Origin of the sequence: Metabacillus bambusae (genome assembly GCF_017497975.1) — a bacterium.
Lineage (GTDB): Bacteria > Bacillota > Bacilli > Bacillales > Bacillaceae > Metabacillus > Metabacillus bambusae.
On record NZ_JAGDEL010000001.1, the window covers coordinates 447,894 to 470,416 of the forward strand.

At 36.5% G+C, this 22,523-nt stretch carries 19 protein-coding genes and 1 riboswitch; of the genes, 1 reads left to right on the forward strand and 18 read right to left on the reverse strand.

All coding sequences use genetic code 11. The features are described from left to right. Positions 1-177: 177 nt before the first annotated feature. Entirely contained in the window at positions 178-1,101 is a 924-nt protein-coding gene (locus tag I7822_RS02045) for a DMT family transporter (protein ID WP_307847665.1), read from the forward strand. Here I7822_RS02045 and I7822_RS02050 read toward each other — a convergent pair. The 18 genes from I7822_RS02050 to I7822_RS02135 form a co-directional block, all read right to left on the reverse strand. Further along, positions 1,091-3,799 (reverse strand): SH3 domain-containing protein, encoded by a 2,709-nt coding sequence (locus I7822_RS02050; protein ID WP_207975103.1) that lies wholly within the window; start codon positions 3,797-3,799, stop codon positions 1,091-1,093. The genes I7822_RS02045 and I7822_RS02050 overlap by 11 nt on opposite strands. Before the next feature lie 457 nt (positions 3,800-4,256). Next, on the reverse strand, positions 4,257-4,757 hold the full coding sequence (locus tag I7822_RS02055) for an NAD(P)-dependent oxidoreductase (protein ID WP_207975104.1): 501 nt from the start codon (positions 4,755-4,757) through the stop codon (positions 4,257-4,259). Continuing rightward, complete coding sequence (locus I7822_RS02060) at positions 4,738-5,526, reverse strand: sirohydrochlorin chelatase (RefSeq protein WP_207975105.1); 789 nt, start codon at positions 5,524-5,526, stop codon at positions 4,738-4,740. Before I7822_RS02060 ends, I7822_RS02055 begins: the two co-directional genes overlap by 20 nt. Further along, the gene (cobA, locus tag I7822_RS02065) at positions 5,523-6,302 is read right to left on the reverse strand and encodes a uroporphyrinogen-III C-methyltransferase (protein WP_207975106.1); all 780 of its coding nucleotides are present in this window, start codon (positions 6,300-6,302) and stop codon (positions 5,523-5,525) included. Before cobA ends, I7822_RS02060 begins: the two co-directional genes overlap by 4 nt. Before the next feature lie 186 nt (positions 6,303-6,488). After that, positions 6,489-7,094, reverse strand: a complete 606-nt coding sequence (gene cysC / locus I7822_RS02070; protein WP_207975107.1) for an adenylyl-sulfate kinase — start codon at positions 7,092-7,094, stop codon at positions 6,489-6,491. 13 nt (positions 7,095-7,107) lie between these two features. Next, entirely contained in the window at positions 7,108-8,247 is a 1,140-nt protein-coding gene (gene sat / locus I7822_RS02075) for a sulfate adenylyltransferase (RefSeq protein ID WP_207975108.1), read from the reverse strand. A gap of 138 nt (positions 8,248-8,385) precedes the next feature. Further along, positions 8,386-9,453, reverse strand: coding sequence for a sulfate permease (cysP, locus tag I7822_RS02080; RefSeq protein ID WP_207975109.1), 1,068 nt, complete (start codon positions 9,451-9,453; stop codon positions 8,386-8,388). Positions 9,454-9,466: 13 nt separating this feature from the next. Then, entirely contained in the window at positions 9,467-10,168 is a 702-nt protein-coding gene (locus I7822_RS02085; protein WP_207975110.1) for a phosphoadenylyl-sulfate reductase, read from the reverse strand. A 252-nt stretch (positions 10,169-10,420) separates the two neighbouring features. Beyond that, positions 10,421-10,525, reverse strand: a riboswitch (SAM riboswitch). A 640-nt stretch (positions 10,526-11,165) separates the two neighbouring features. Further along, positions 11,166-11,978, reverse strand: coding sequence for an alpha/beta fold hydrolase (locus I7822_RS02090; RefSeq protein WP_207975111.1), 813 nt, complete (start codon positions 11,976-11,978; stop codon positions 11,166-11,168). Between the two features lie 157 nt (positions 11,979-12,135). Then, positions 12,136-12,708, reverse strand: coding sequence for a thioredoxin family protein (locus I7822_RS02095; RefSeq protein WP_207975112.1), 573 nt, complete (start codon positions 12,706-12,708; stop codon positions 12,136-12,138). A gap of 190 nt (positions 12,709-12,898) precedes the next feature. After that, entirely contained in the window at positions 12,899-13,531 is a 633-nt protein-coding gene (gene pyrE, locus I7822_RS02100) for an orotate phosphoribosyltransferase (RefSeq protein ID WP_207975113.1), read from the reverse strand. Further along, entirely contained in the window at positions 13,528-14,244 is a 717-nt protein-coding gene (gene pyrF, locus I7822_RS02105; protein WP_207975240.1) for an orotidine-5'-phosphate decarboxylase, read from the reverse strand. The genes pyrE and pyrF overlap by 4 nt, the downstream gene beginning before the upstream one ends. A gap of 2 nt (positions 14,245-14,246) precedes the next feature. Beyond that, positions 14,247-15,158, reverse strand: a complete 912-nt coding sequence (locus I7822_RS02110; RefSeq protein WP_207975239.1) for a dihydroorotate dehydrogenase — start codon at positions 15,156-15,158, stop codon at positions 14,247-14,249. After that, entirely contained in the window at positions 15,155-15,934 is a 780-nt protein-coding gene (locus I7822_RS02115) for a dihydroorotate dehydrogenase electron transfer subunit (protein ID WP_207975114.1), read from the reverse strand. Before I7822_RS02115 ends, I7822_RS02110 begins: the two co-directional genes overlap by 4 nt. Then, positions 15,931-19,143 (reverse strand): carbamoyl-phosphate synthase large subunit, encoded by a 3,213-nt coding sequence (carB, locus tag I7822_RS02120; RefSeq protein ID WP_207975115.1) that lies wholly within the window; start codon positions 19,141-19,143, stop codon positions 15,931-15,933. Before carB ends, I7822_RS02115 begins: the two co-directional genes overlap by 4 nt. After that, on the reverse strand, positions 19,143-20,228 hold the full coding sequence (locus I7822_RS02125; RefSeq protein WP_207975116.1) for a carbamoyl phosphate synthase small subunit: 1,086 nt from the start codon (positions 20,226-20,228) through the stop codon (positions 19,143-19,145). The genes carB and I7822_RS02125 overlap by 1 nt, the downstream gene beginning before the upstream one ends. Beyond that, positions 20,225-21,511 (reverse strand): dihydroorotase, encoded by a 1,287-nt coding sequence (gene pyrC, locus I7822_RS02130; RefSeq protein WP_207975117.1) that lies wholly within the window; start codon positions 21,509-21,511, stop codon positions 20,225-20,227. Before pyrC ends, I7822_RS02125 begins: the two co-directional genes overlap by 4 nt. After that, positions 21,495-22,412: an aspartate carbamoyltransferase catalytic subunit gene (locus I7822_RS02135; RefSeq protein ID WP_207975118.1), complete on the reverse strand. Its 918-nt coding sequence runs from the start codon at positions 22,410-22,412 to the stop codon at positions 21,495-21,497. Before I7822_RS02135 ends, pyrC begins: the two co-directional genes overlap by 17 nt. Between the last annotated feature and the right edge of the window lie 111 nt (positions 22,413-22,523).

Below are 22,523 nucleotides of genomic sequence, written 5' to 3' on the forward strand. Positions count from 1 at the left end.
ATTATCTTAATGAGGGTGACTCAGAAGGATCACTCCCTTTCTAAGTCACCCTCATGCTATTAGCACTTTATACTATATACTAAACTTTTTTATTTAACTCTTATTTTTTCTATTATGATGGATTTACATCTTTAATGTAGGAGTGGAATTATGAACTAAAAATTATCCTATCTTTATATAGCTACAGGTGCAGCTTTATGGGGTATGATTGGCATTTTTGTTACCTATCTTTATGAGATAGGTTTTACACCTACACAGGTGGTCGCGATTCGTGCTATGTCGGCAATGTTCTTTCTATTAATGTTTGTCTTAATTAAAAACCCACAATCATTAAAAATAAACATTTCAGATAGTAAGTATTTTATAGGTACCGGTATTTTTAGTATAGTCCTTTTCAATTGGTGTTTATTTCACGCGATCCAAGAAACCTCCATTTCAATAGCAAGCATCCTTCTCTATACAGCACCTGCTTTTGTAACGATTTTTTCAAGAGTCTTGTTTAAAGAATTGCTAACACCTAGAAAGATCTTATCTTTGATTACTACTTTAATAGGTTGTTCATATGTTATTGGTATCTTACCTAATTCAAATGAATCTATTACATTATATAGAGTAATGCTTGGCCTTGGATCAGGGGTGTTTTATGCCCTTTACAGTATTTTTGGGAAATTTGCTCTAGTAAAGTATGACACTTTAACTGTGACAGTATATACCTTTATTTTTGCAGCCGCTGCTGTGACACCCTTTAGTGGTCTATGGACTGTTTTACCATTATTCAGGAGTTTAGAAGTCTGGCTATACATATTAGGCCTCGGATTTCTTTCAACAATGCTTGCGTTTACTTTATATACAAAAGGGTTGAATTTCATAGTATCAAGCCGAGCATCTATTATCGCTACTATAGAATCTGTAGTAGCAACAATTGTGGGTATTTTGCTTTTTAATGAAAAATTAAGTTTTTGGCAATACTTTGGCATTTTATTGGTTATTTTAGCGGTCTTTATTGTTCAAGAAACGACTAAAGAATTCACTAAAAAGAGAGTGACTCAATCTAAGGAACATCCCCTTCCTGAGTCACCCTCATTCATAATTAATTTTTAAAAGTTGGAATATCTAATACTAATTTATAGGAGTCTATTAAACTATATAAATTATGTATTTGTTTTACTTGCTTTGCTGCCCAGCCTATATCTGTTGCATATTGATGTGAAGCATAGCCATTTGAAGCACTAGAGCTAGGATTCCATCTCATTTTATAAAGGGTATCTTGACCTGCATTAATATAGCCCTGCGCGATAAACTTTGATCCACCAATAATCGCAGCTTCAGGAGTAAACCATCCAGCATTATAAGCATACTGCGCACCACTAGATAGAGCAGATCCATCATATGCACCAATTCCATACATATTATAAACAGTTTTCCCGTTTACTTGGACTCCTGTTGAAAGCTGGGAGGTACCATTACCAGTTTCTAGTAATGCATGTGAGATTAAATAAATTTCATTCACATTATATGCTTGTCCTGCTGTTATAAAAGCAGAAGCTAATCCTTTTAAACTACCTTTTCCAGAAAGGATTTTCTCATTTACTTCAGTTGGATTAAGATTAGCTGGAAGAGATAATTTCAGATATTGAAGTGAATCAACTGGCGTATTTAAGAAATTATTAGGATCTAAGTAATAGGTGACATCTTCAGGACTAGCATTTACCCAAGATTTATTATAGTTAACTTGGTACCAATCATATCCATCATTGCCCTTTACTTTTGACAAGATTTGCAAAGGTTGTCCTTGACTAACAGTGCCAACTACCCAAAAATTAGTTCCCGCACCTCCACGAACATTCCATCCGACACCTTTAACTGTAGCAGAAGTAGAATTGTTTATGGTTAAAGCATCTTCCCTAATATACGTATTATATTCCTTATCTGTTTGTGGATTAACAGCCATTTGAATATCCGTTAATTCGCTCAAAGAAATGTCATAGTAATTTGATGTTTTTTCAGTATCAACATCATTAGGTGTGCTTGGATTATACGGTTCTGTCAATGACAAATATTGTGAACTTACATAGCCTGTTTTCCCGTTAACTGTAACCCTAGCCCAATCATTTTCTTCAGAATAAACTGTAACAATTGTACCTCTAGAAAGTTTCGTTACGATAGACCCACTTGTGGAAGCCTCTGATCTAAGGTTTAAAGCTGATCCATACATAACATTTACATACTTAGATATCGTTTTGTTTTCATTGCTATCATTTTTATCAGATTGCTCACCCTGAACAGCATCAGGTTCTGATCCAGCACTCGGCTTAGAGGTAGAGAGGTATTGTGAACTTACATACCCATACTTCCCATAGGCTTTTACTTTCGCCCAGCCATTAGCTTCCGAGTATACAGTTATCTCGACACCACGAGCGAGCTTAAGGATAATCGATGAATTAGTTGATGCACTATTCCGCATATTCAAGCTGGAACCAAGGCTTACATTGACATATTTCTTTTCCTCAATCTGTTCAGGCTTTTCGATCGTTTCGGAATTTGGTTTTACTGCAGTGAGATAATCTGAACTCACATATCCTTCTTTTCCATTCCCTTCAATTTTCGACCAGCCATTTGCTTCCGAGTAAACGGTCACTTCTGTTCCCTTCGTTAATTTTGTGAGAACCGTTCCACTCACCGAAGCTGTTTTTCTTACGTTTAAGCTCGACTTTTCACTAACATTGACATACTTCGTTGAAGGTTGTTGAGCAGAAGAGCTTGGACTAGTATCTTTATCTTTACTTGTTATTGAAGAAATTAGGTATTGACTACTAACATAACCTGTTTGTCCAAAAACTTCGACTTTCGCCCAGCCATTAGCTTCTGAGTACACCTTAACTTCTTTTCCTTTTGCTAATTTTACAATAATAGAAGCATTGGTGGATGCACTTTTTCTCATATTTAACGATCCACTATTTACATTTACATACCTAGTTGTTGGCTCAGGTGTAGGTGTTGAGCTATTACCTACATCCGAATTCTTCGGTATTAAGTAAGCAGAATTCACATATCCTTCTTTTCCACTTGCCTTCACCTTCGACCAGCCATTTGCTTCCGAGTAAACGGTCACTTCGGTTCCCTTTTTTAAGGTTGTGATAATTGTTGCACTCGTTGACCCACTCTTCCGCAGGTTTAACGAACCACTGCCTACATTTACATTTTTTGTTGTTGACCTGGCAGTTGGTGTTGCTTCAGGCGTTGAACTAGTGATTTTTTCGGAGTTTGTCGTTGTTAAGTATTTTGAACTTACATATCCTTCTTTTCCATTTGCCTTAATTTTCGACCAGCCATTTGCTTCGGAGTAAACTGTTACTTCAGTTCCCTTTTTTAAGGATGTGATCAGTTCTGCACTCGTTGACCCACTTTTCCTCAAGTTTAACGAACCACTGCTTACATTTACATATTTTGTTATGGTTTCAGGTGTTTGTTGTGAAATAGTGCTTTTGTCTAAGTTTTTCGATGTTAAATATCTAGAACTTACATATCCTTCTTTTCCATTTGCCTTAATTTTCGACCAGCCATTTGCTTCCGAGTAAACAGTAACTTCTGTCCCCTTAATAAAAGTTGCAATAACTTTTGCACTAGTCGACGCACTTTCTCTTAGGTTTAGGAAACCACTGCTTACATTTACATATTTTGTTGATGTATACACACTTTCGCTATCTACCGTTTCACTTTGTGCAGCAAAAACTGTTTCTTCAAATGCAATTGTTGATAGTACTGCAAAACAAAAAGTAGGTAATAATGCCCTTTTCATAATTCCTCCTTACTTAATCTAATATGACTAAATTATGTATCACCCAAACTCTATAACTCTATTAAAGTAGTGGTCAATATAATCTTAGCATATATTGTAAATAAAAATGACGAAATGTGTATCTTTTAGGTAATATTAACTATATAAATACATTAATTTACCAATAAGAACAATTATTTATAATTTGTGATTTCTAAGTTTATTTTTTTGGCTATGTTAAAATTATTGTTGTTTTTTTGCACTATGTTTGATTGGAACGGATACGTGAGACTACTGCTTAGAAAAGCGAGTCAAAGGGAGACACCACAGGCGCAAGGCGCCGAGGAGGCTCCCGGACCGCCCACAGAAAGCGAACTCCTCTCGCTGCAATCAACAGTCAAGTTTAACAGAGCCTAATAATTAGATAAAACAAAAAAATGGATGAACTAAGATAAGTCCATCCATTCTCCAAACCATGCTAATTTTTACGTTTTTTGTTCATACGTTTTTCATACATTTGATCTAACTCTTCTATAAACTGATCATCAAATTGTAATGAGAGCTGTTCACAAATTTGTTTGGCAAGTATTGGGCTTGCCCCATTTGTTGAAACAGACAAGGTTAACCTGCCTTTTTTTACGGATTTTGGAACTATTACATTCCCTTTTTCAGCTTCACTTGCAACGTTTATTAATTGATTTATTCTGGCATTTTCAGCAATCCATTCATTTATTGCTGGGACGTTTGTTGCTGCAATGATTATAAACGCATGCTCTAAATCAGAAAACTCAACCTCTTTTTCTAGCCAAAGTAGTTTCTTCTGATTGCTTAATTCTTTAATTTCTGCAACTACCTCTGGACTGACAACAATGACATTTGCTCCTTCCTCTAAAAAAAGAAGAAGTCGTCTAAGCGCGATCTTGCCTCCACCAACTACTAGTACGATCTTATCTTTTACATTAATGTGGAGTGGAATCATGGCTTAAACCTCTAGTAAAGGTATATTCACTATCTTTGTTATCAATTGCTTCATTTACTCGTTCTATAAATAACTCAAGTAGGATTGGGTGAGGACCAAGATATGAACATACCTCGATTTGTCGGTCTCCCCAATCATACTTATTAATCGTTTGGTCGATTTCTCTCTTTAATAAACCTGTAAAGATTAAATAAGGAATTACAAATATCGAATGTTCATTAGAATGGTAAATATCATCTATCATTTGATCAAATCTTGGATTTGCTGCCGTTAAAAAGCAAGTATGAACTTGTTTTAAGTTTGATTTATCATGTAGGACAGACGAAATTTCATTCAAATCATGAACAACATCCATATCACTACTACCTCTACCAACAAGAATCGCAATCGAAGAATTCTCGATATCCGCTTTTTCAATCATTTTGTCGACTAGCATATGTGCTAATTTGTTGTCAACACCAATTGGTCTACCGTATGTTACGAAAACCTTAGGATACATGGCCCTCACATGAGCAAGCTCTTCTGGAATATCACTTTTTGCATGGGCAGCTGTTAAAAGAAGTAACGGGACTACTGCAATATGTGTTGCACCTTGATCCACACATGATGTAAATCCTGCCTCGATTGATGGCTCTGCAAGTTCCAAAAAGCACACCTCTTGAATTGGTGCTTGTACCTGTGGTTTTATTTTATCGATAAATGCACATGCTTCCGTGCGAGCCTTTGGAACACGACTTCCATGACAAATATACAAAACTGCTTGTTTCATATTGTTAATGCCTCGCTTTGGGTATTTTTCATTAGCATATCCTCATACCAGTTAAGCTTATCCCTTAAGCTAACAACCTCACCGACGATAATCATACTTGGATTCTTAATCATATGCTGCTTCACTAGGTCATAGATATTCTCAAGTGTACCTGTAATAGTTCTTTGAACATCTGTCGTTCCCCAATGTATTACTGCTACGGGAGTGTTCGGATCTTTTCCATTTTTTATTAGCTGTTCTTGAATATATGGTAGATTACTCACACCCATATAGATGGCCAATGTGTCGATGCCATTCGCTAACGATTCCCATTTCGTTTCTTCATTAGCTCCAGCTCTTCGATGACCGGTTACAAAAGCTACACATGAACTTAAATCACGATGTGTAACAGGAATACCAGCATACGCAGACGCTGCTACTCCAGATGTAATACCTGGTACAATTTCAAAGGGGATATTATGAATAGCTAAGGCTTCAGCTTCTTCTCCACCCCGGCCAAATACGAAGGGATCTCCACCTTTAAGCCTTGTTACAACTTTGCCACTGTTCGCATACTTAACTAAAAAATGATTAATGGTTTCTTGCTTCATCGTATGATAATTTGGGAGTTTCCCACAATAAATTAGTTCACAATCTTTTTTTGCATGCTTTAATATTTCTTGATTAACTAAGCGATCGTAAAGAATTACATCGGCTTTTTGAATGCATTTAAGTGCTTTAATTGTCAATAAATCTTCGTCACCAGGGCCTGCTCCAACTAAATAAACCTTCGCCATCGACTTCTCCCCTCCTTTTAATTAAGCTAATTTTAACAATTATGTGTCTGAACAAAAATTAACACCAATGAATAATACTAACCCTTAAGATGTAAGGCCAGATGTGAAAAAGTAGCAATCGAATAATCACCGATTGCTACCTTTATGGTCTATACACTTACCGAAAATTTAATCGTAACTATAACGTTAATTTACCATAATCAATTCTTTTTTGACAAGAAAGTCTACTATTTGTTTCACAGATTCTTCAACAGTTTGAGTTTCCGTATCTACAATAATAGCTGGATTTTCTGGTTCCTCATATGGTGAATCAATTCCTGTAAAATGTTTTATCTCATTATTTCTCGCCTTTTTATATAATCCCTTTGGATCACGAACTTCACATTCATCTAATGAACATTTAACATACACTTCAAAAAATTCATTTTCTGAAAGAATATCTCTCACTTGTTGTCTGTCTTCACGAAATGGTGAAATAAATGCAGTTAACACGATTTGACCACTGTCAACAAATAATTTTGATACTTCGCCAATACGACGGATGTTTTCTTTACGATCTTCATCAGTAAAGCCCAAATCTTTATTTAATCCATGTCTGATATTGTCTCCATCCAAGACATATGATTGAATGTTTGTTTCAAATAAATGTCTTGCAAGTGCATTTGCTAATGTTGATTTTCCTGACCCCGAAAGACCTGTAAACCATAAGACATAGCTCTGATAATTATTTTTCTTTCTTCTTTCTTCTTTAGTGACAGATGAGTCGTGCCACACAATGTTGTTCGTAGCCATGTGGATGACCTCCTTATGAATTTACTGTTTCTTTCATTCCTTTAATCAACACTTCAACAACTTCTTTACGGCTAAACGTACTTGGTGGTAATTCTCCATTTCGAAGCATAGCACGAACCTTTGTCCCAGATAAAATCACGCGATCCTCATTACCGTGTGGGCAAGTTTTTGATGAAGCCATTGCTTCACATTTTGTGCAATAGAAGCTGTGTTCAAAAAATAACGGTGTTATGCCTAGTTCATCTGCAGTAAAGTTAGAGAAAATTTCCTGTGCTTCATAAGTACCGTAATAATCACCAACACCAGCATGATCTCTTCCAACAATGAAATGTGTGCAGCCGTAGTTTTTACGAACCATTGCATGGAAAATTGCTTCACGTGGCCCTGCATATCTCATTGCAGCTGGGAACACAGCTAAATGTACACGATCTTTAGGATAATAGTTTTTCAGTAAAACCTCATAGCTTTCCATGCGAATATGTGCAGGAATATCATCAGATTTTGTTTCTCCCACTAGTGGATTTAAGAATAATCCGTCAACTGTTTCAAGTGCTGTTTTTTGAATATATTCATGTGCACGGTGCACTGGGTTACGAGTTTGGAAGCCAACAATCGTTTTCCAGTTTAATTCAGCAAATTTCGCTCTTGATTCTTTAGGATCTAAATAATATTCAGCAAATTTCTTTTCTGGACGTTGAACAAGTGTGATTTCTCCTCCAACATATACATTCCCTCGTTCAAACATTTTTTTAACACCCGGATGTGCAAGCTCATTTGTACGATATACATTTACTGCCTCTTTTTGTTTATCAGGTGTAAAAATGTCTGACACGGTGATCGTCCCGTATGTAACATTTCCTGCAACAAGACGAACCTCGTCACCAATTGCTAGAGTAGCTGCTTTTTCTTCAGTTACTGGTAATGTGATTGGAATACTCCACACATGACCGTTTTTTAATTTCATATTTTCAACAACAGACTCGTAATCTTCTTGTGTTAAAAATCCTTCAATTGGGCTGTAAGCACCAATAGCAATTAACTCTAAATCACTCAATGCAATAGCATCAAGCTCGATCTCTTGATGAATATGTGAAACATTTGCTCCTAAAGATAATTTTTGAATTAATTTTCCTCCGTGTGGAAGTAAGCTCATTTTAATATCCTCCAATTCATATTAGAAAAACACTTGGTTTGTCGCCAAATCCTATTAACGACAGCCTAGGTTTAACACATTAAATCATTCTTAATATTCAAATTCTGATAAATATATTATATTTAATGGGGAATAACCTTAAATCCCCCCACCCTCTTCATGAACAGTACTTCTTTCTTGTTTACTAGCCCTCATTAAACTCAGAGCTCCAACTGTTGCAAGCAAAAGACTAGCCAAGACAAAAATCGTATATAAATCAGTTTCAATAAACAGCTTAACTAAAAAATATGACATCGTTAGTGAAATTAGTGGAGAGATTAACCAAACCATTAACATGTTTTTAACAATTTTTTGCTGAAACACATTTGCACCTGATTTTGCAATTCCAATCCCTAATATTGACGATGTTGTAATTTGAGTAAGAGGTACTGGGATTCCAAAGATCGATGCGATAGTAACCAAGGTTGCACCTGTGCTTGAAATAAGTATTCCTTCAATTTTTGAAAAACTAGTAATCTTCTTACCATTAGTTTCAAGTACTCGACGACCTAATATTAGTGCACCTAACGCAACAAATAATCCCCCAATCAATGTTCCTTTAGAAACTGAAAGGATTTCTGCACTTACTAGAGGACCAACAGCATTTGCTACATTATTCATTCCTGCTGAAAAGGCCTCGAAAAACCCAGCGAAAATAAGAAGATACGTAATAATCTTTCCTTGAAAAGCATATTTTTCAGTTAGTTTAAAGTAATGTAATATTTTTATGAAAATAAAGGCTATCCCAAAGGCAATAATTGGAATAATGACCCAATAAAAAACAATCCAAAACAAATTGTTCACATATAATGCTTGATTAGCAATCCCTACACCAACTACAGAACCAACTGTTACTTCACTTGTAGATAGAGGTATACCTAGTAAATTAGCTAAAAAAAGTGAAAAAGTTGCTGAAAAAAGTATAATGACAACAATTTTTATTGAGATAAGTGACGATGGAATAATTCCTGAACTTATCGTCTTGACTACTTCTCCTCCGCCAATAACTGCCCCTAATAAAACGCCTATCGCACATAAAATAAGAGCATTTCTTGGACGTAAAATCGCCCCTGCCCCATATGCGACTCCCATTGAAGCAGCAGCGCCACTTGCACCTATATTCATCGCAAAAAAGAAGCTGATCACAATTGCAATTATCTCTAACATCGTTCATTTCCCCCTATTGATGGAGGCCACATTCTGTTTTCATTTGCCCAGACCATCTGCCAGATCTTAAATCATTTTCATCAAAAGCAGGCTTTGTGCAATGAAAACAGCCAATGCTCGGATATCCTCTGTCATGTAATGGATTGTAAATTAAGTCATTTTTATGAACGTATCTCCATACATCCTTCCACGACCAATGAATAAGCGGGCAAATTTTAATTGAATGAAAGCGATCATCCTTATTTATATAATTAACGTGTTTTCTCGTTTCAGATTGTTCACGTCTTAGACCCGAAATCCATGCAGTAGATCCTTGTAGTGTTTCATTTAAAGGAGCAATTTTGCGGATATCACAGCATTTATTTGGAGCAGTTTCCCAGAGCTTATCACCGAATGATTTAGCTTGCTCTTCTAATGTTAGCTTTGGTTTTTTTAACTCGATATTAAGTGTTGGATACTTCTCCTTCACTTTATCTATTAGCTCATATGTTTCTTTAAAGTGAACATCTGTATCCAAGAATACGATTTTAGCATTAGGCTTTACCTTCGAAATTAAATCGATTAAAACGATCCCTTCAATTCCAAAGCTACAAGCATAAACAATTTCTTCTCCATAATGGTCATATGCCCATTTTAATACATTCAGTGCACCTTTATAGGTGTCATCTACTTCAAAATCCTCGCTCACTTCAGTCCAATTCTGATAAGTTAGCATACTATTCACCTCTTTCTTTCATACTATTTAACTTGGTTTTAAAACCCGTATATTCTTACGTTAATAGTCGGAATTACAACCAAAAACCAACCATTACAGTATGAATTATACACGTAAGTTTCATTTTTTCAAACATTTAGTATGGTCATCTTAATTGTAACTATTCGCCTTTAAACTCCCCTTACAATAAAAATTAGTGTTAAGGCGATAAAAAGCCCTCCAACCGGCGGAAGACTATATAAGGACGATCTACCCTTATCTTCCAAATTGGTATTGTTTTGGCTGGAATTAGCACCTTACGTTAAGTAGGTTGCTGGGCTTCAAAGGGCCAGTTCCCTTCACCACTCTTGATAAGAAATATGCTATTGATTCAAAATTTTAACACAATTCTTTTAAATGTCAACCCGAGTTTATCCATCGGATTAATAATTTTACTGAGAATTTATTTTCATTCATAATTTCTTAACATTTTGGACAATTATTTGATTAAAGCATCAAGTTATTTTTATTGTAATACAGGTTATATATTACAAACGTACATGGATATTTCAATTCGAGGGTAAAACTTGTCTAGCAATAAGCATATTCCTTTTTTCACCTAGTAAACTAATACTAAAAGGCAGAATTGGGAGTGGTTCAAGTATGTGGGTGATCATTCTAAATATTTTATATTCATTTGTTGGATTCTATTTTTTTTGTCTCTGTATAGCGTATGTGTTTATATATAAACCAAACAAACACTTTTTAAATGATATAAAATCCACGAAACACGCCTACATTTTTTCTTTACTTGGGCTTGCGTTGTGGGTCGTTTTAGAAAAAATGAAAATTCCTGATAAATGGTTTAATGTCGTTTACAAAGGAGTTTTTTTGACAGGAGCGGTTGCTGCGTTTATTTTCATGGTTTCTAGTTTGTAAAATCACTTCTTACTAAAATAGCGATTTATTCTGTTCAAAAAGGCAACCCTTTTTAAGAGATTGCCTTCATCCACGCAAATTAACTAACTATAAATTGTGCAATCTCTTTATTTAATTTTTTCATCTCACTATAAAACAAACCATGGCCGCTGTACTCAAACGGAATAAGTTTTGAGCCTTTTATTCCTGCTTGTAGTAATTCGGCAAAAACGAAAGGACAGATCTTATCATGTTTACCATGGAAAATACCAGTTGGTATACTAATCTTAACTAAATCCTGACGCAAATCTTCATCTCTTAAAGAGATAGCACACATTGCTGTTGCATGACCTGATGCTTCAAGTCCTAAGCTTTGGAACCAAGCTTTAAAACTTTCTGTTAAATAACGCTCAAAAAAAATATCCCCAAAGTCCTCAAGCATCTTAGGTCGATCAGTATATGTGTCTTCGATTAATTTATTTACTTCCTCTTTTGTTTTTCCATAAGGATAACCTTGCCGCTGGGTGAAAGCAGGGGCTGCTGCTCCGAGAAGGGCTAATTTAGCAACCTTATGTCCTCCATGTCGTGCCATATACCTTATTGCAATTGCCCCACCCATAGAATGTGCTACTAGGATTACACTTTCTAGTCTAAGTGTATCAATCACGATTCGGATGTCATCTGCTATTCGATTATACGAATATCCTTTCCATGGTCGATCCGATTTCCCAAATCCACGATAATCAAGCCCAATACAACGGTAACCTAGTTTAGGAAAATGGTTAAACTGATATTCAAACATTTTATGATTAGCAGGCCATCCATGTAAAAATAAGATTGGTTTCCCCTGTCCAGGATCAATATCCTCTACAAAAATATTCACATTCTGTTCAACTGTAATGAAGTATCCCATTTGACTCCTCCTAATTAATACATGTAATAATTTAGTTTATTAGAAGGTATCTTTCATATATGTTAAATAAAGACAATCAAACATAAAAAGCAGTGAATTTCATCTAGTGAAATCCACTGCTTTTTTTCGAATTTAACCTATTATATATTAGTAAAATTCATTGATGATGAAGATCCTTACCTTTAAGTAGAGTTATAATACTATAAGAAATCGTTTCCCAGATTGACTCATCATTTAGATAAGAATTCCGGAGCTTTTTATACATCTCCATTTGCTTATCTTTGAAGTCTGGTGAATCGTTTGCTGGTAGTGCACCTCTTTCAAGATCCACTAGGTTTTGAATCTTCTGTGCTCTTGGTCCCCAAACAGCTTGTTCAACTCCGTTTTGATCAATAAAAATAAAGATTGGAATCGCACGAGAAGTACCATTTGTCAAATATTGATCCATTAGCTCAAGATTTTGATCTCTTAGTAAAAATCGCACTTCCATATTAGAAGCTTCTGCAATTTTTAACAAAATAGGATTATTAACAAGTGCATCACCACACCAGTCTTCGGTCAAAACAATGACTCTAAGCTGTTTCCCTTGAATCTTCTCTAAAAATACATCATCATCCTCATTTAAAATAAAACGGTCATAGATTGAGAGCATCTCATCTTTATTTACAGTCATCTGATTTTTATATTGTTCAAATGTAAGCCCTTTAAAAAACCAATTATTAAGATTCATCTTCATCACCTCAGCATTGAATTAGCATTTCTTTTTCATTTCATTAAAGTTATCAAATTTTGATGAGGTTATCCAATAATATGCTTAAAAAGCAAGATGTACTGACAGCGCAAAGACAATCAAAAAGACAAAGAAAGCCACCCTCTATCATTCTAGAAAATGGCCTTCTGATAAATTTTTTCTTATTCACTTAATTTTCTAACCAAGCTTCTGATGAGGGATTTTCTCTCCACATTTTTAACTTGTTAAGTTCTTGTTCACTTACATAACCTTCTTTAGCGGCAACTTCAATTAAAGTATCGTAATCACATAATGACTTTGCTACTACGTTTGCATCATTAAGCTTTTCTTCTCCAACTGCAAGACCATAAGTGAAAATCGAAACGATCCCAAGTACTTCACAACCTGAAGCACGAAGCGCATCAACAGCGGTAATTGCACTTCCTCCAGTTGAGATAAGATCTTCAACAACAACAACCTTTTGGTTTTCCAATACTTTCCCTTCAATTTGATTACCTTTTCCGTGCCCCTTTGCTTTGCTTCGCACATAACACATCGGTAAGTTTAATTTATCACTAACCCAGGCAGCATGTGGAATACCAGCTGTTGCAGTTCCAGCAATTACATCCACTCCTGGAAAATGATCTTTTATTAAGCCGGCAAGGCCTTCTGCTATTTGTGTGCGGATTTCTGGAAATGATAAAGTTAGGCGATTATCACAATAAATAGGTGATTTTATTCCACTAGACCATGTAAAAGGTTCATTTGGTTGGAGATAGACTGCCTTGATTTCTAATAGATGTTTTGCAATTGATTGTTTCATGATTCTATTTCCTCCCAAGAATTTTTCACCTTCAGATATGCTTTATATGGATCTTGTTGTTTCGTTATACTTCTTCCAACGACAATTGCTGTAGAACCTAGGCGACGAGCTTGATCTGGTGTCGCGATTCTCGTTTGATCATCAGCAGAATCCTCTCTCATACGGATTCCAGGTGTAACCGTCATAAATGACGAACCGAGCTTTTCATTTATTGCTACAACCTCATGTGTTGAACATACGACACCATCTAAGCCACTTTCCTTAGCCATATTGGCATAATGAAGAACGACGTTATCTATTTTTTCATTAATTAACAATTCTGTTTCAACCATTGCTTGTGATGTGCTTGTTAGCTGTGTAACAGCAATACATGCTGGACGCTGTTTTCCTGCAGGTGTTCCAGCTTCTAAGCCTTCAATTGCTGCTTCCATCATTTTTTTTCCACCTGCTGCATGTACATTCACAAGATCAACATCAAGTTTGGCTAAGCCACGCATCGCTTGTTTTACTGTGTTTGGAATATCATGTAGTTTTAAATCTAGGAAAATATTATGTCCACGTTGCTTTATATGGGAAATAATCGCAGGGCCTTCTTGATAAAACAGCTCCATTCCTACCTTTACGAAAAGCTTTTCATCATGAAAATGATTCAAAAATTCATCTACTTCTGCATGATCCTTGAAATCAAGTGCAATAATTAGAGGTCTTTCGATCATTACTTCCAGCTCCTTCCGATACATTCCGTTACATGCTCAAAACCTAGCTCTTTTAATCTGCCAGGTAGTTGATTGATAATTTCTGGGCAAACAAATGGATTCACAAAGTTAGCCGTCCCTACTGCTACTGCACTTGCACCAGCATATAAAAATTCGATCACATCATCAACTGTTTGAACGCCACCCATTCCGATTATTGGAATATTTACAGCTTGGCTTACTTCATAGATCATCCTTATTGCAACAGGTTTAATTGCAGGTCCTGATAAACCACCTGTTTTATTCGCAATGACAGGTTTACCTGTTTTTATGTCAAGCCTCATACCTATTAAAGTATTGATCATTGTTAATCCATCAGCACCTGCTTGTTCAATTGCTTTTGCCATGTCAACAATGTTCGCAACATTTGGAGAAAGCTTTACATATACAGGTACATCTGAAACCTCTTTTACTGCTCTTGTTAATTGAGCAGCAATTTCAGGTATCGTTCCGAATGCAATTCCACCAGTTTTTACATTAGGGCATGAGATATTTAATTCAAGAGCATGAACATTTTTTGACTGACTGATTTTTTCCGCAACATAGACATAGTCTTCAATTTGCGAACCAGCCACATTTGCGATAATGGGTACATCGTATTGCTCAAGCCAGACAAGCTCACTAGAGACAACTTTTTCTACACCTGGGTTTTGAAGCCCAATTGCATTAAGCATACCAGCTTCTGTTTCAGCGACACGTGGTGTCGGATTACCAAAACGTGGTTCTTGAGTGCTTGCTTTAATCATAATCGAACCAAGCTGACTTAAATCATAAAGCTTACTATATTCACGTCCAAAGCCAAAGCAACCGGATGCTGGCATAATCGGATTTTTAAGCGATAACCCAGGTAAGTTAACTTGTAACATGATTATAAAACCACCTCTCCGGCCTTAAACACAGGGCCATCACTACATACCTTTTTATAGCTTGTACCAGTCGGATCATCACCAGTGTGACACACACATGCAAAACATGCACCGATGCCACATCCCATTCTTTCCTCTAGTGACAAAAATAACGGTTTATGTCCATGAAGCCTCTCAAGGGCTTTAAGCATTGGTGTTGGACCACAAGAAAACATCGTATCGAATTGTATGTCATGATCTTTAATGGCATCTGTGACAAAACCTTGATACCCGTAAGTACCATCATCTGTTGTGATTATCGTTTTTCCGAGCATAGAAAATTCTTCTTCAAGAAAGACGGCAGATTTTGATTGAAACCCTAATACATGTTGAACACTTACACCTTTTGCAACCAATTGTCTCGATAATTCTAGTAAAGGTGGAACACCAATTCCACCACCGACTAGTAAGGCTGTTTGACCTTTTTCGATTTCGTCAATTGGAAATCCATTACCTAAAGGACCTAATACATCAACAACATCTTCCGTTTTCTTTTTTGAAAGGAGCTGTGTGCCAGCCCCTTCTGCTCTGTATATCATAGTGAATTGCTTTTTTTCTAGATTAATTTCAGAAATACTGATTGGTCTTCTTAAGAGTGGTGTAGACCCTTCTGTTACCTTAAGATGAACAAATTGACCAGGATTCCCCATTTCTGATACAAGTTCACCTTGAAGTGTTAGCTGAAAAATATGTTCTGCGATTTTCTCATGTTTTGTAACGACCATCAGCTCTTGTTTGATCACGTTAAGCTCACCTCTAGCTGTTTGTTAATCTTAGGCATTGTGTCAGTAGAGAATGTCATTGACTCAAGGACACGTAAAATCGCTACAGCTGTATCTAATGATGTTAAGCATGGAATACCGTTTTCAACTGATTCACGGCGAATCTTAAAGCCGTCTCTTGCAGGCTGCTTGCCTTTTGTTAGCGTATTGATGACAAACTGTGCTTCCCCTTTGCGGATTACATCAAGTAGATTTGGTTCTTCCACGCCAATTTTATTAACAACTTTTGCAGGAATATTGAATGATTTTAAATATTCTGCTGTTCCGCTTGTCGCAAGAATTTGATAGCCGATTTGATGGAATCTCTTTGCAATCTCCAAGCCTTCTTCTTTATCTTTATCAGCAATTGTAAGAAGAACAGAACCATGATTTTTAATTTGAATTCCTGATGCAACTAAAGCTTTGTAAAGAGCCTTTTCTAAAGTGCTGTCTTTCCCCATTACCTCACCAGTTGATTTCATTTCAGGTCCAAGCGTAATATCTACGTTGCGAAGCTTTGCAAATGAGAACACAGGTGCTTTAACATAGACGCCTTCACTCTCAGGATAAAGTCCTGTTTCATAACCTAATTTCTCAAGTTTTGCACCTAAGATTACTTTTGTTGCAAGGTTAGCCATTGGTACACCTGTAATTTTACTTAAGAATGGTACTGTACGGCTTGAACGAGGATTTACTTCTAATACGTAAACCTCACCCTTGGATAAGACAAATTGAATGTTTAACAATCCAATGATATTTAAGCCCTTAGCAAGCTTGATTGTATAATCAATGATATTATTCTTTACTTCTTTAGATAAAGATTGTGGTGGGTATACAGCAATTGAGTCTCCAGAGTGAACACCAGCACGTTCAATGTGTTCCATGATCCCTGGAATAAGCACTGTATTTCCATCAGAGATCGCATCAACCTCAATTTCTTTACCTGTTAAATATTTATCGATTAACACTGGGTGTTGTGGATTAATTTTTACTGCATTAGTCATGTAATGTAAAAGTTCTGTTTCTTGGTACACAATCTCCATAGCGCGACCACCTAATACATAGGATGGACGTACTAATACCGGATAGCCAATATTACTTGCTATTTTAACTGCCTGCTCAACAGATGTTGCTGTTTTACCAAGTGGCTGTGGAACTCCTAAACTCACCAATGTTTGTTCGAATTTATCACGATCTTCCGCACGATCAAGATCTTCAAGCGTAGTTCCTAGGATTTTTACACCTCTAGCCTCTAATTCACTTGCTAAGTTAATCGCTGTTTGTCCTCCGAATTGAACGACAACACCTTTTGGTTTTTCTAAATCAATAATGTGCATAACATCTTCAACTGTTAACGGTTCAAAATAAAGCTTATCTGAAATACTAAAATCTGTTGATACTGTTTCAGGATTGTTGTTTACGATAATTGCTTCATAGCCAGCTTCCTTAATCGCCCAAACAGAGTGAACTGTTGCATAATCAAACTCAACACCTTGACCAATTCGGATTGGACCAGAGCCTAATACAACAACACTTTCTCTTTCTGATACGATTGATTCGTTTTCATCTTCAAACGTACCATAGAAATATGGTGTTGCAGATTCAAATTCAGCTGCACAAGTATCAACCATTTTGTACACAGGGATGATATTTGCTTGCTTACGAAGCTCATAAACTTCACGTTCATTTGAGTTCCAAAGGTTGGCGATTTCTGCATCTGCAAATCCCATTTCCTTTGCTTTTTGTAAAGTAGTTAGTTCATAAGGATTTTCTTTAATAATCTTCTCAAATGAGATGATTTTTTCTATTTTCATTAAGAAGAACAAATCAATTTTGCTCCACTCATGTATTTGCTCTTTTGTTACACCTCTTCTAAGTGCTTCTGCGATATAAAATAGTCGCTCATCGCCTGCTTTGCGAATCCTTTTTTCAACTAATTCATCTGTGAATGTTTCCGCGTCTTTTAAGCGTAAGTAATCTACATCAGACTCTAGTGAACGAACTGCTTTTAGAAACGATTCTTCAAGTGTACGTCCGATTGCCATTACTTCACCAGTTGCTTTCATTTGCGTCCCTAAATGACGGTTTCCAGACTCAAATTTATCAAAAGGCCAGCGCGGAATTTTTGATACGATATAATCAAGTGCTGGCTCGAAGCATGCATATGTTTTTCCAGTTACAGGGTTTTCCATTTCATCTAATGTTAATCCAACAGCAATTTTCGCAGCAAGCTTAGCAATTGGGTAGCCTGTTGCTTTCGAAGCTAGTGCAGATGAACGACTTACACGCGGATTTACCTCAATGATGTAATATTGGAAGCTATCTGGATCTAATGCTAACTGAACATTACAGCCACCCTCAATTTTTAGCGCACGAATGATTTTTAATGAAACATTACGTAGCATTTGGTATTCACGGTCACTTAATGTTTGACTTGGTGCAAAAACGATCGAATCACCAGTGTGAACGCCAACAGGGTCAAAGTTTTCCATGTTACAAACAACAATCGCATGGTCGTTAGAATCACGCATTACCTCATATTCAATTTCTTTAAAGCCAGCAATACTTTTCTCAAGTAAACACTGTGTAACTGGACTGTTTTTTAATCCACTTGTTACAGTCTCAATTAACTCCTCTTCATTTTCGCATATTCCACCACCAGTTCCCCCTAATGTATAGGCTGGTCTAACGATTACTGGATAGCCAATTTGCTTAACAAATGCAAAAGCTTCTTCAAGATTGTGGATAATGTCACTTTCTGGTACTGGTTCATTTAATTCATTCATTAAGGATCTGAATAGATCACGGTCCTCAGCTTGCTTGATCGCAGAGAGCTTAGTTCCAAGAATCTCTACATCACATTCTGTTAATACACCTGATTCAGCAAGTTCAACAGCAAGGTTAAGTCCTGTTTGACCACCAAGTGTTGGGACAAGTGCATCTGGGCGCTCTTTGCGAATAATGTTACTTAAAAATTCTACAGTAAGGGGCTCAATATAAACTTTATCTGCAATTTCCGTATCAGTCATTATTGTTGCTGGATTTGAATTTACTAGAACAACTTCATAGCCCTCTTCTTTAAGAGCGATACATGCTTGTGTCCCCGCGTAATCAAATTCTGCTGCTTGACCAATTACAATTGGGCCTGAACCGATAACAAGAATTTTTTTGATGTCTGTACGTTTTGGCATTATAGAACCCCTTCTTTCTTATTAGCTTCAATCAGATTTAAAAATTGATCAAATAATCCGTTCGCATCCTCTGGACCTGGTGAAGCCTCTGGATGGTATTGTACTGAAAATGCTTTAGCATGTTTATGTTTTAAGCCCTCAACCGTTCCATCATTTAGTGCTACATGTGTAATTTCTAATTCTGTATCTTTAATTGAATCTATTTTTACTGTATAGCTATGGTTTTGGGATGTGATATCAACTTTACCAGTACTAAGTTCTTTAACTGGATGGTTTGACCCACGATGGCCGAACTTCATTTTTTCTGTATCAGCTCCGCAAGCTAAAGCAAATAATTGATGACCTAAGCAAATACCGAAAAATGGAACTTTCCCAATAATACCTTTAATCATTTCAATTGCCTCTGGAACATCCTTTGGATCCCCAGGACCGTTTGAAAGCATAATTCCATCAGGTTTTAGCTGTAAAACTTCCTCAGCTGTTATCGAATGTGGAACAACAACGATATCGCAATTTCGTTTATTAAATTCTCTAAGAATGCCGTGCTTCATCCCATAATCGACTAAAACTATACGAGGACCTCTGCCTGGGCTTGGATACGCAGTTTTCGTTGATACAACTTGCACTTGGTTGTTTGGAAATTCAGTGCCTTTTAGTTTATTAATAACTTCCTCTGGATTTGCATCTGCCGAACAAATAGCACCTTTCAGCGTACCATGCATTCTAATAATTCTTGTTAATTTACGAGTATCAATTCCTGCGATTCCAGGAATATTTTTCATTTTGAAATATTCATCGATTGAATACTCACTTCTCCAGTTAGAAGGATAATCACAATATTCTTTTACAACAAAACCATTAATAAAAGGAGTGATTGTTTCAAAATCGTCTCGATTAATTCCGTAGTTTCCGATTAATGGATAAGTTAATGTTACAATTTGCCAGCAGTATGAAGGATCTGAAAGAATTTCTTGATAACCTGTCATACCTGTATTAAATACGACTTCTCCAAATTTTTCTTCATTACTTCCGAATGCTTCACCTAAAAATACTGTACCATCTTCTAAAATTAATTGTCTTTTCATACTGTTATGCCCCCTATGCTCCAAACTATGTTTCCATCTACGATTGTTAGTGTTGGCCAGCCTTTACAAGCCCAGTCAGTAAACGGTGTGTTCTTTCCTTTTGAAAGAAATTCTTTTGGATCAATTTTTGCTTCTGTTTCTAGATTAATCACTGTTAAATCTGCAACCTCACCTACTTGTAATCTTCCACCATTTAATCCAAATGCTTGAGCAGGTTTTATAGTTAAGAAATCAACGATTTGTTTAAGCGTAAATTTCTTGGTTTCTACTAAATGTGTATATAATAACGGAAATGCTGTTTCTAAGCCGACGATCCCAAATGGGGCTAATTGCATCCCTTCGGCTTTTTCTTCTGCAGCATGAGGTGCATGATCTGTTGCGATAAAATCAATTGTTCCATCAAGTAAGCCTTCAATTAATGCTTCCTGATCTGCTTTCCCTCTTAAAGGAGGATTCATTTTATAGTTAGGATCTAGTCCTGGAATATCATCTTCACATAATAGGAGATGGTGTGGTGTTACTTCTGCTGTTACGTTAATTCCTGCACGTTTCGCGTCTCTTACCACACGGACAGATTCCTTTGTACTAATATGACAAACATGGTAATGACAGCCTGCAGCTTCAGCAAGAAGAATGTCTCTTGCGATATGTACAGACTCACATACAGAGTGTATTCCATTGATACCATGTTTCTTTGAAAACTCACCTTCATGTACTGAACCTTTATTAATTAAAGTATTTTCTTCACAATGTGCAACAATTGTTGCTCCAATTGCTGCAGCTTGCTTCATCGCTTCTAGCATTTTTGCAGCTGATTGAACACCAACACCATCATCTGTAAATGCGAACGCACCTGCTTCTTTTAGTGCGGAGAAGTTTGTTAATTCCTCACCAAGCTGTCTCGTTGTAATTGAAGCATATGGTAGCACCTTTACAACCGCTGTTTCTTTAATACGATTTTGTAACCATTCCATTTGCTCCTTCGTATCTGGAACAGGTCGTGTGTTTGGCATTGGTGCAATCGTTGTAAATCCACCCTTTGCCGCGCTATTCGTTCCAGTGGCGATTGTTTCCTTATGCTCGCCACCAGGTTCTCTTAAATGGACGTGTAAATCAATGAATCCAGTTGATACTAGCTGCCCATCTACAGGGATGACTTCATAGCCATCTGTTAGAAGATTTGCTCCGATCTCTGTAATCTTTCCGTTTTCTACTTTTACATCTGCCTTTTTCAACTCACCAAGCTCATCTAAAATAAATCCATTTTTAAGAATAAATAACATTATTGTTTACCTCCTGATTTTGCTCAATTTGTTGTAAAGCTCTTTTTAAAACAGCCATTCTTGCAAAGACACCATTTTCCATTTGCTTAAAAATTCTTGATCGATCACACTCAATTAGGTCACCATCGATTTCAACATCTCGATTAACAGGTGCAGGATGCATGATGATCGCACCGTTTTTCATTTGTTTTTCTCTTTCTTTCGTTAGTCCATATACTTGTAAATAATTTTCTGCATTTGATTTTTCATCGTGTCTCTCATGCTGAATTCGAAGTAGCATGACAACATCTGATTTTGCAATTGCTTCATTTACTTCTACATACTGTCCGTATGTGTTAAGAGGGTCACGCCACTCGGAAGGACCAGAGAATAATACGTTTGCTCCAAGCCTTGTTAATACTTCAGCATTTGAACGTGCGACCCGGCTATGTCTAATGTCTCCATGGATAGAAATGGTCAATCCTTCAAATTTACCAAATTCTTGTTTAATCGTTAATAGGTCTAGGAGTGATTGTGTTGGATGGTGTCCACAGCCATCACCAGCATTAATAACTGGAATCGATACCTTACCAATCAAATCCTCAAAAAAGTGATCCTCTTGGTGTCTGATTACAACTGCATTTGCACCGATAGATTCTAACGTTTTAACTGTATCATATAAGGTTTCACCTTTTTGAACACTTGAATGTTCAGCCGTAAAATTTAGCACCTGAAGCCCTAATTTTTTTTCAGCGACTTCAAAACTGAAACGAGTTCTAGTACTAGGCTCAAAAAAAAGATTTGAGACAAACACCATGTTTGTTGGTGTCCACCCTTTTCCTAATCTGTATTGCTCGGCATCTTCTAGTATCGCGTAAATTTCTTCATTTGATAGCTGGTTCATTGTAAGTAGGTTTTTCATACCTTAGCCACTCCTTTAATCCTCTTTAGTAAAAAACACCCTGATTCATATCCATCAGGGTGTTTAAAGGTAGAGCAAATTCAGGTATTGGTATACCTTACATTGCCTTAC

Bases quoted from the DNA above. Each gene is read 5' to 3' on its own strand.
- I7822_RS02085 (WP_207975110.1), bottom strand. From the start codon at position 10,168: ATGCTAACTTATCAGAATTGGACTGAAGTGAGCGAGGATTTTGAAGTA.
- cysC (WP_207975107.1), bottom strand. From the start codon at position 7,094: ATGGCTACGAACAACATTGTGTGGCACGACTCATCTGTCACTAAAGAA.
- I7822_RS02050 (WP_207975103.1), bottom strand. From the start codon at position 3,799: ATGAAAAGGGCATTATTACCTACTTTTTGTTTTGCAGTACTATCAACA.
- cobA (WP_207975106.1), bottom strand. From the start codon at position 6,302: ATGGCGAAGGTTTATTTAGTTGGAGCAGGCCCTGGTGACGAAGATTTA.
- I7822_RS02135 (WP_207975118.1), bottom strand. From the start codon at position 22,412: ATGAAAAACCTACTTACAATGAACCAGCTATCAAATGAAGAAATTTAC.
- I7822_RS02090 (WP_207975111.1), bottom strand. From the start codon at position 11,978: ATGGGATACTTCATTACAGTTGAACAGAATGTGAATATTTTTGTAGAG.
- I7822_RS02055 (WP_207975104.1), bottom strand. From the start codon at position 4,757: ATGATTCCACTCCACATTAATGTAAAAGATAAGATCGTACTAGTAGTT.
- carB (WP_207975115.1), bottom strand. From the start codon at position 19,143: ATGCCAAAACGTACAGACATCAAAAAAATTCTTGTTATCGGTTCAGGC.
- pyrC (WP_207975117.1), bottom strand. From the start codon at position 21,511: ATGTTATTTATTCTTAAAAATGGATTTATTTTAGATGAGCTTGGTGAG.
- I7822_RS02060 (WP_207975105.1), bottom strand. From the start codon at position 5,526: ATGAAACAAGCAGTTTTGTATATTTGTCATGGAAGTCGTGTTCCAAAG.
- sat (WP_207975108.1), bottom strand. From the start codon at position 8,247: ATGAGCTTACTTCCACACGGAGGAAAATTAATTCAAAAATTATCTTTA.
- pyrE (WP_207975113.1), bottom strand. From the start codon at position 13,531: ATGAAACAATCAATTGCAAAACATCTATTAGAAATCAAGGCAGTCTAT.
- I7822_RS02095 (WP_207975112.1), bottom strand. From the start codon at position 12,708: ATGAATCTTAATAATTGGTTTTTTAAAGGGCTTACATTTGAACAATAT.
- I7822_RS02125 (WP_207975116.1), bottom strand. From the start codon at position 20,228: ATGAAAAGACAATTAATTTTAGAAGATGGTACAGTATTTTTAGGTGAA.
- cysP (WP_207975109.1), bottom strand. From the start codon at position 9,453: ATGTTAGAGATAATTGCAATTGTGATCAGCTTCTTTTTTGCGATGAAT.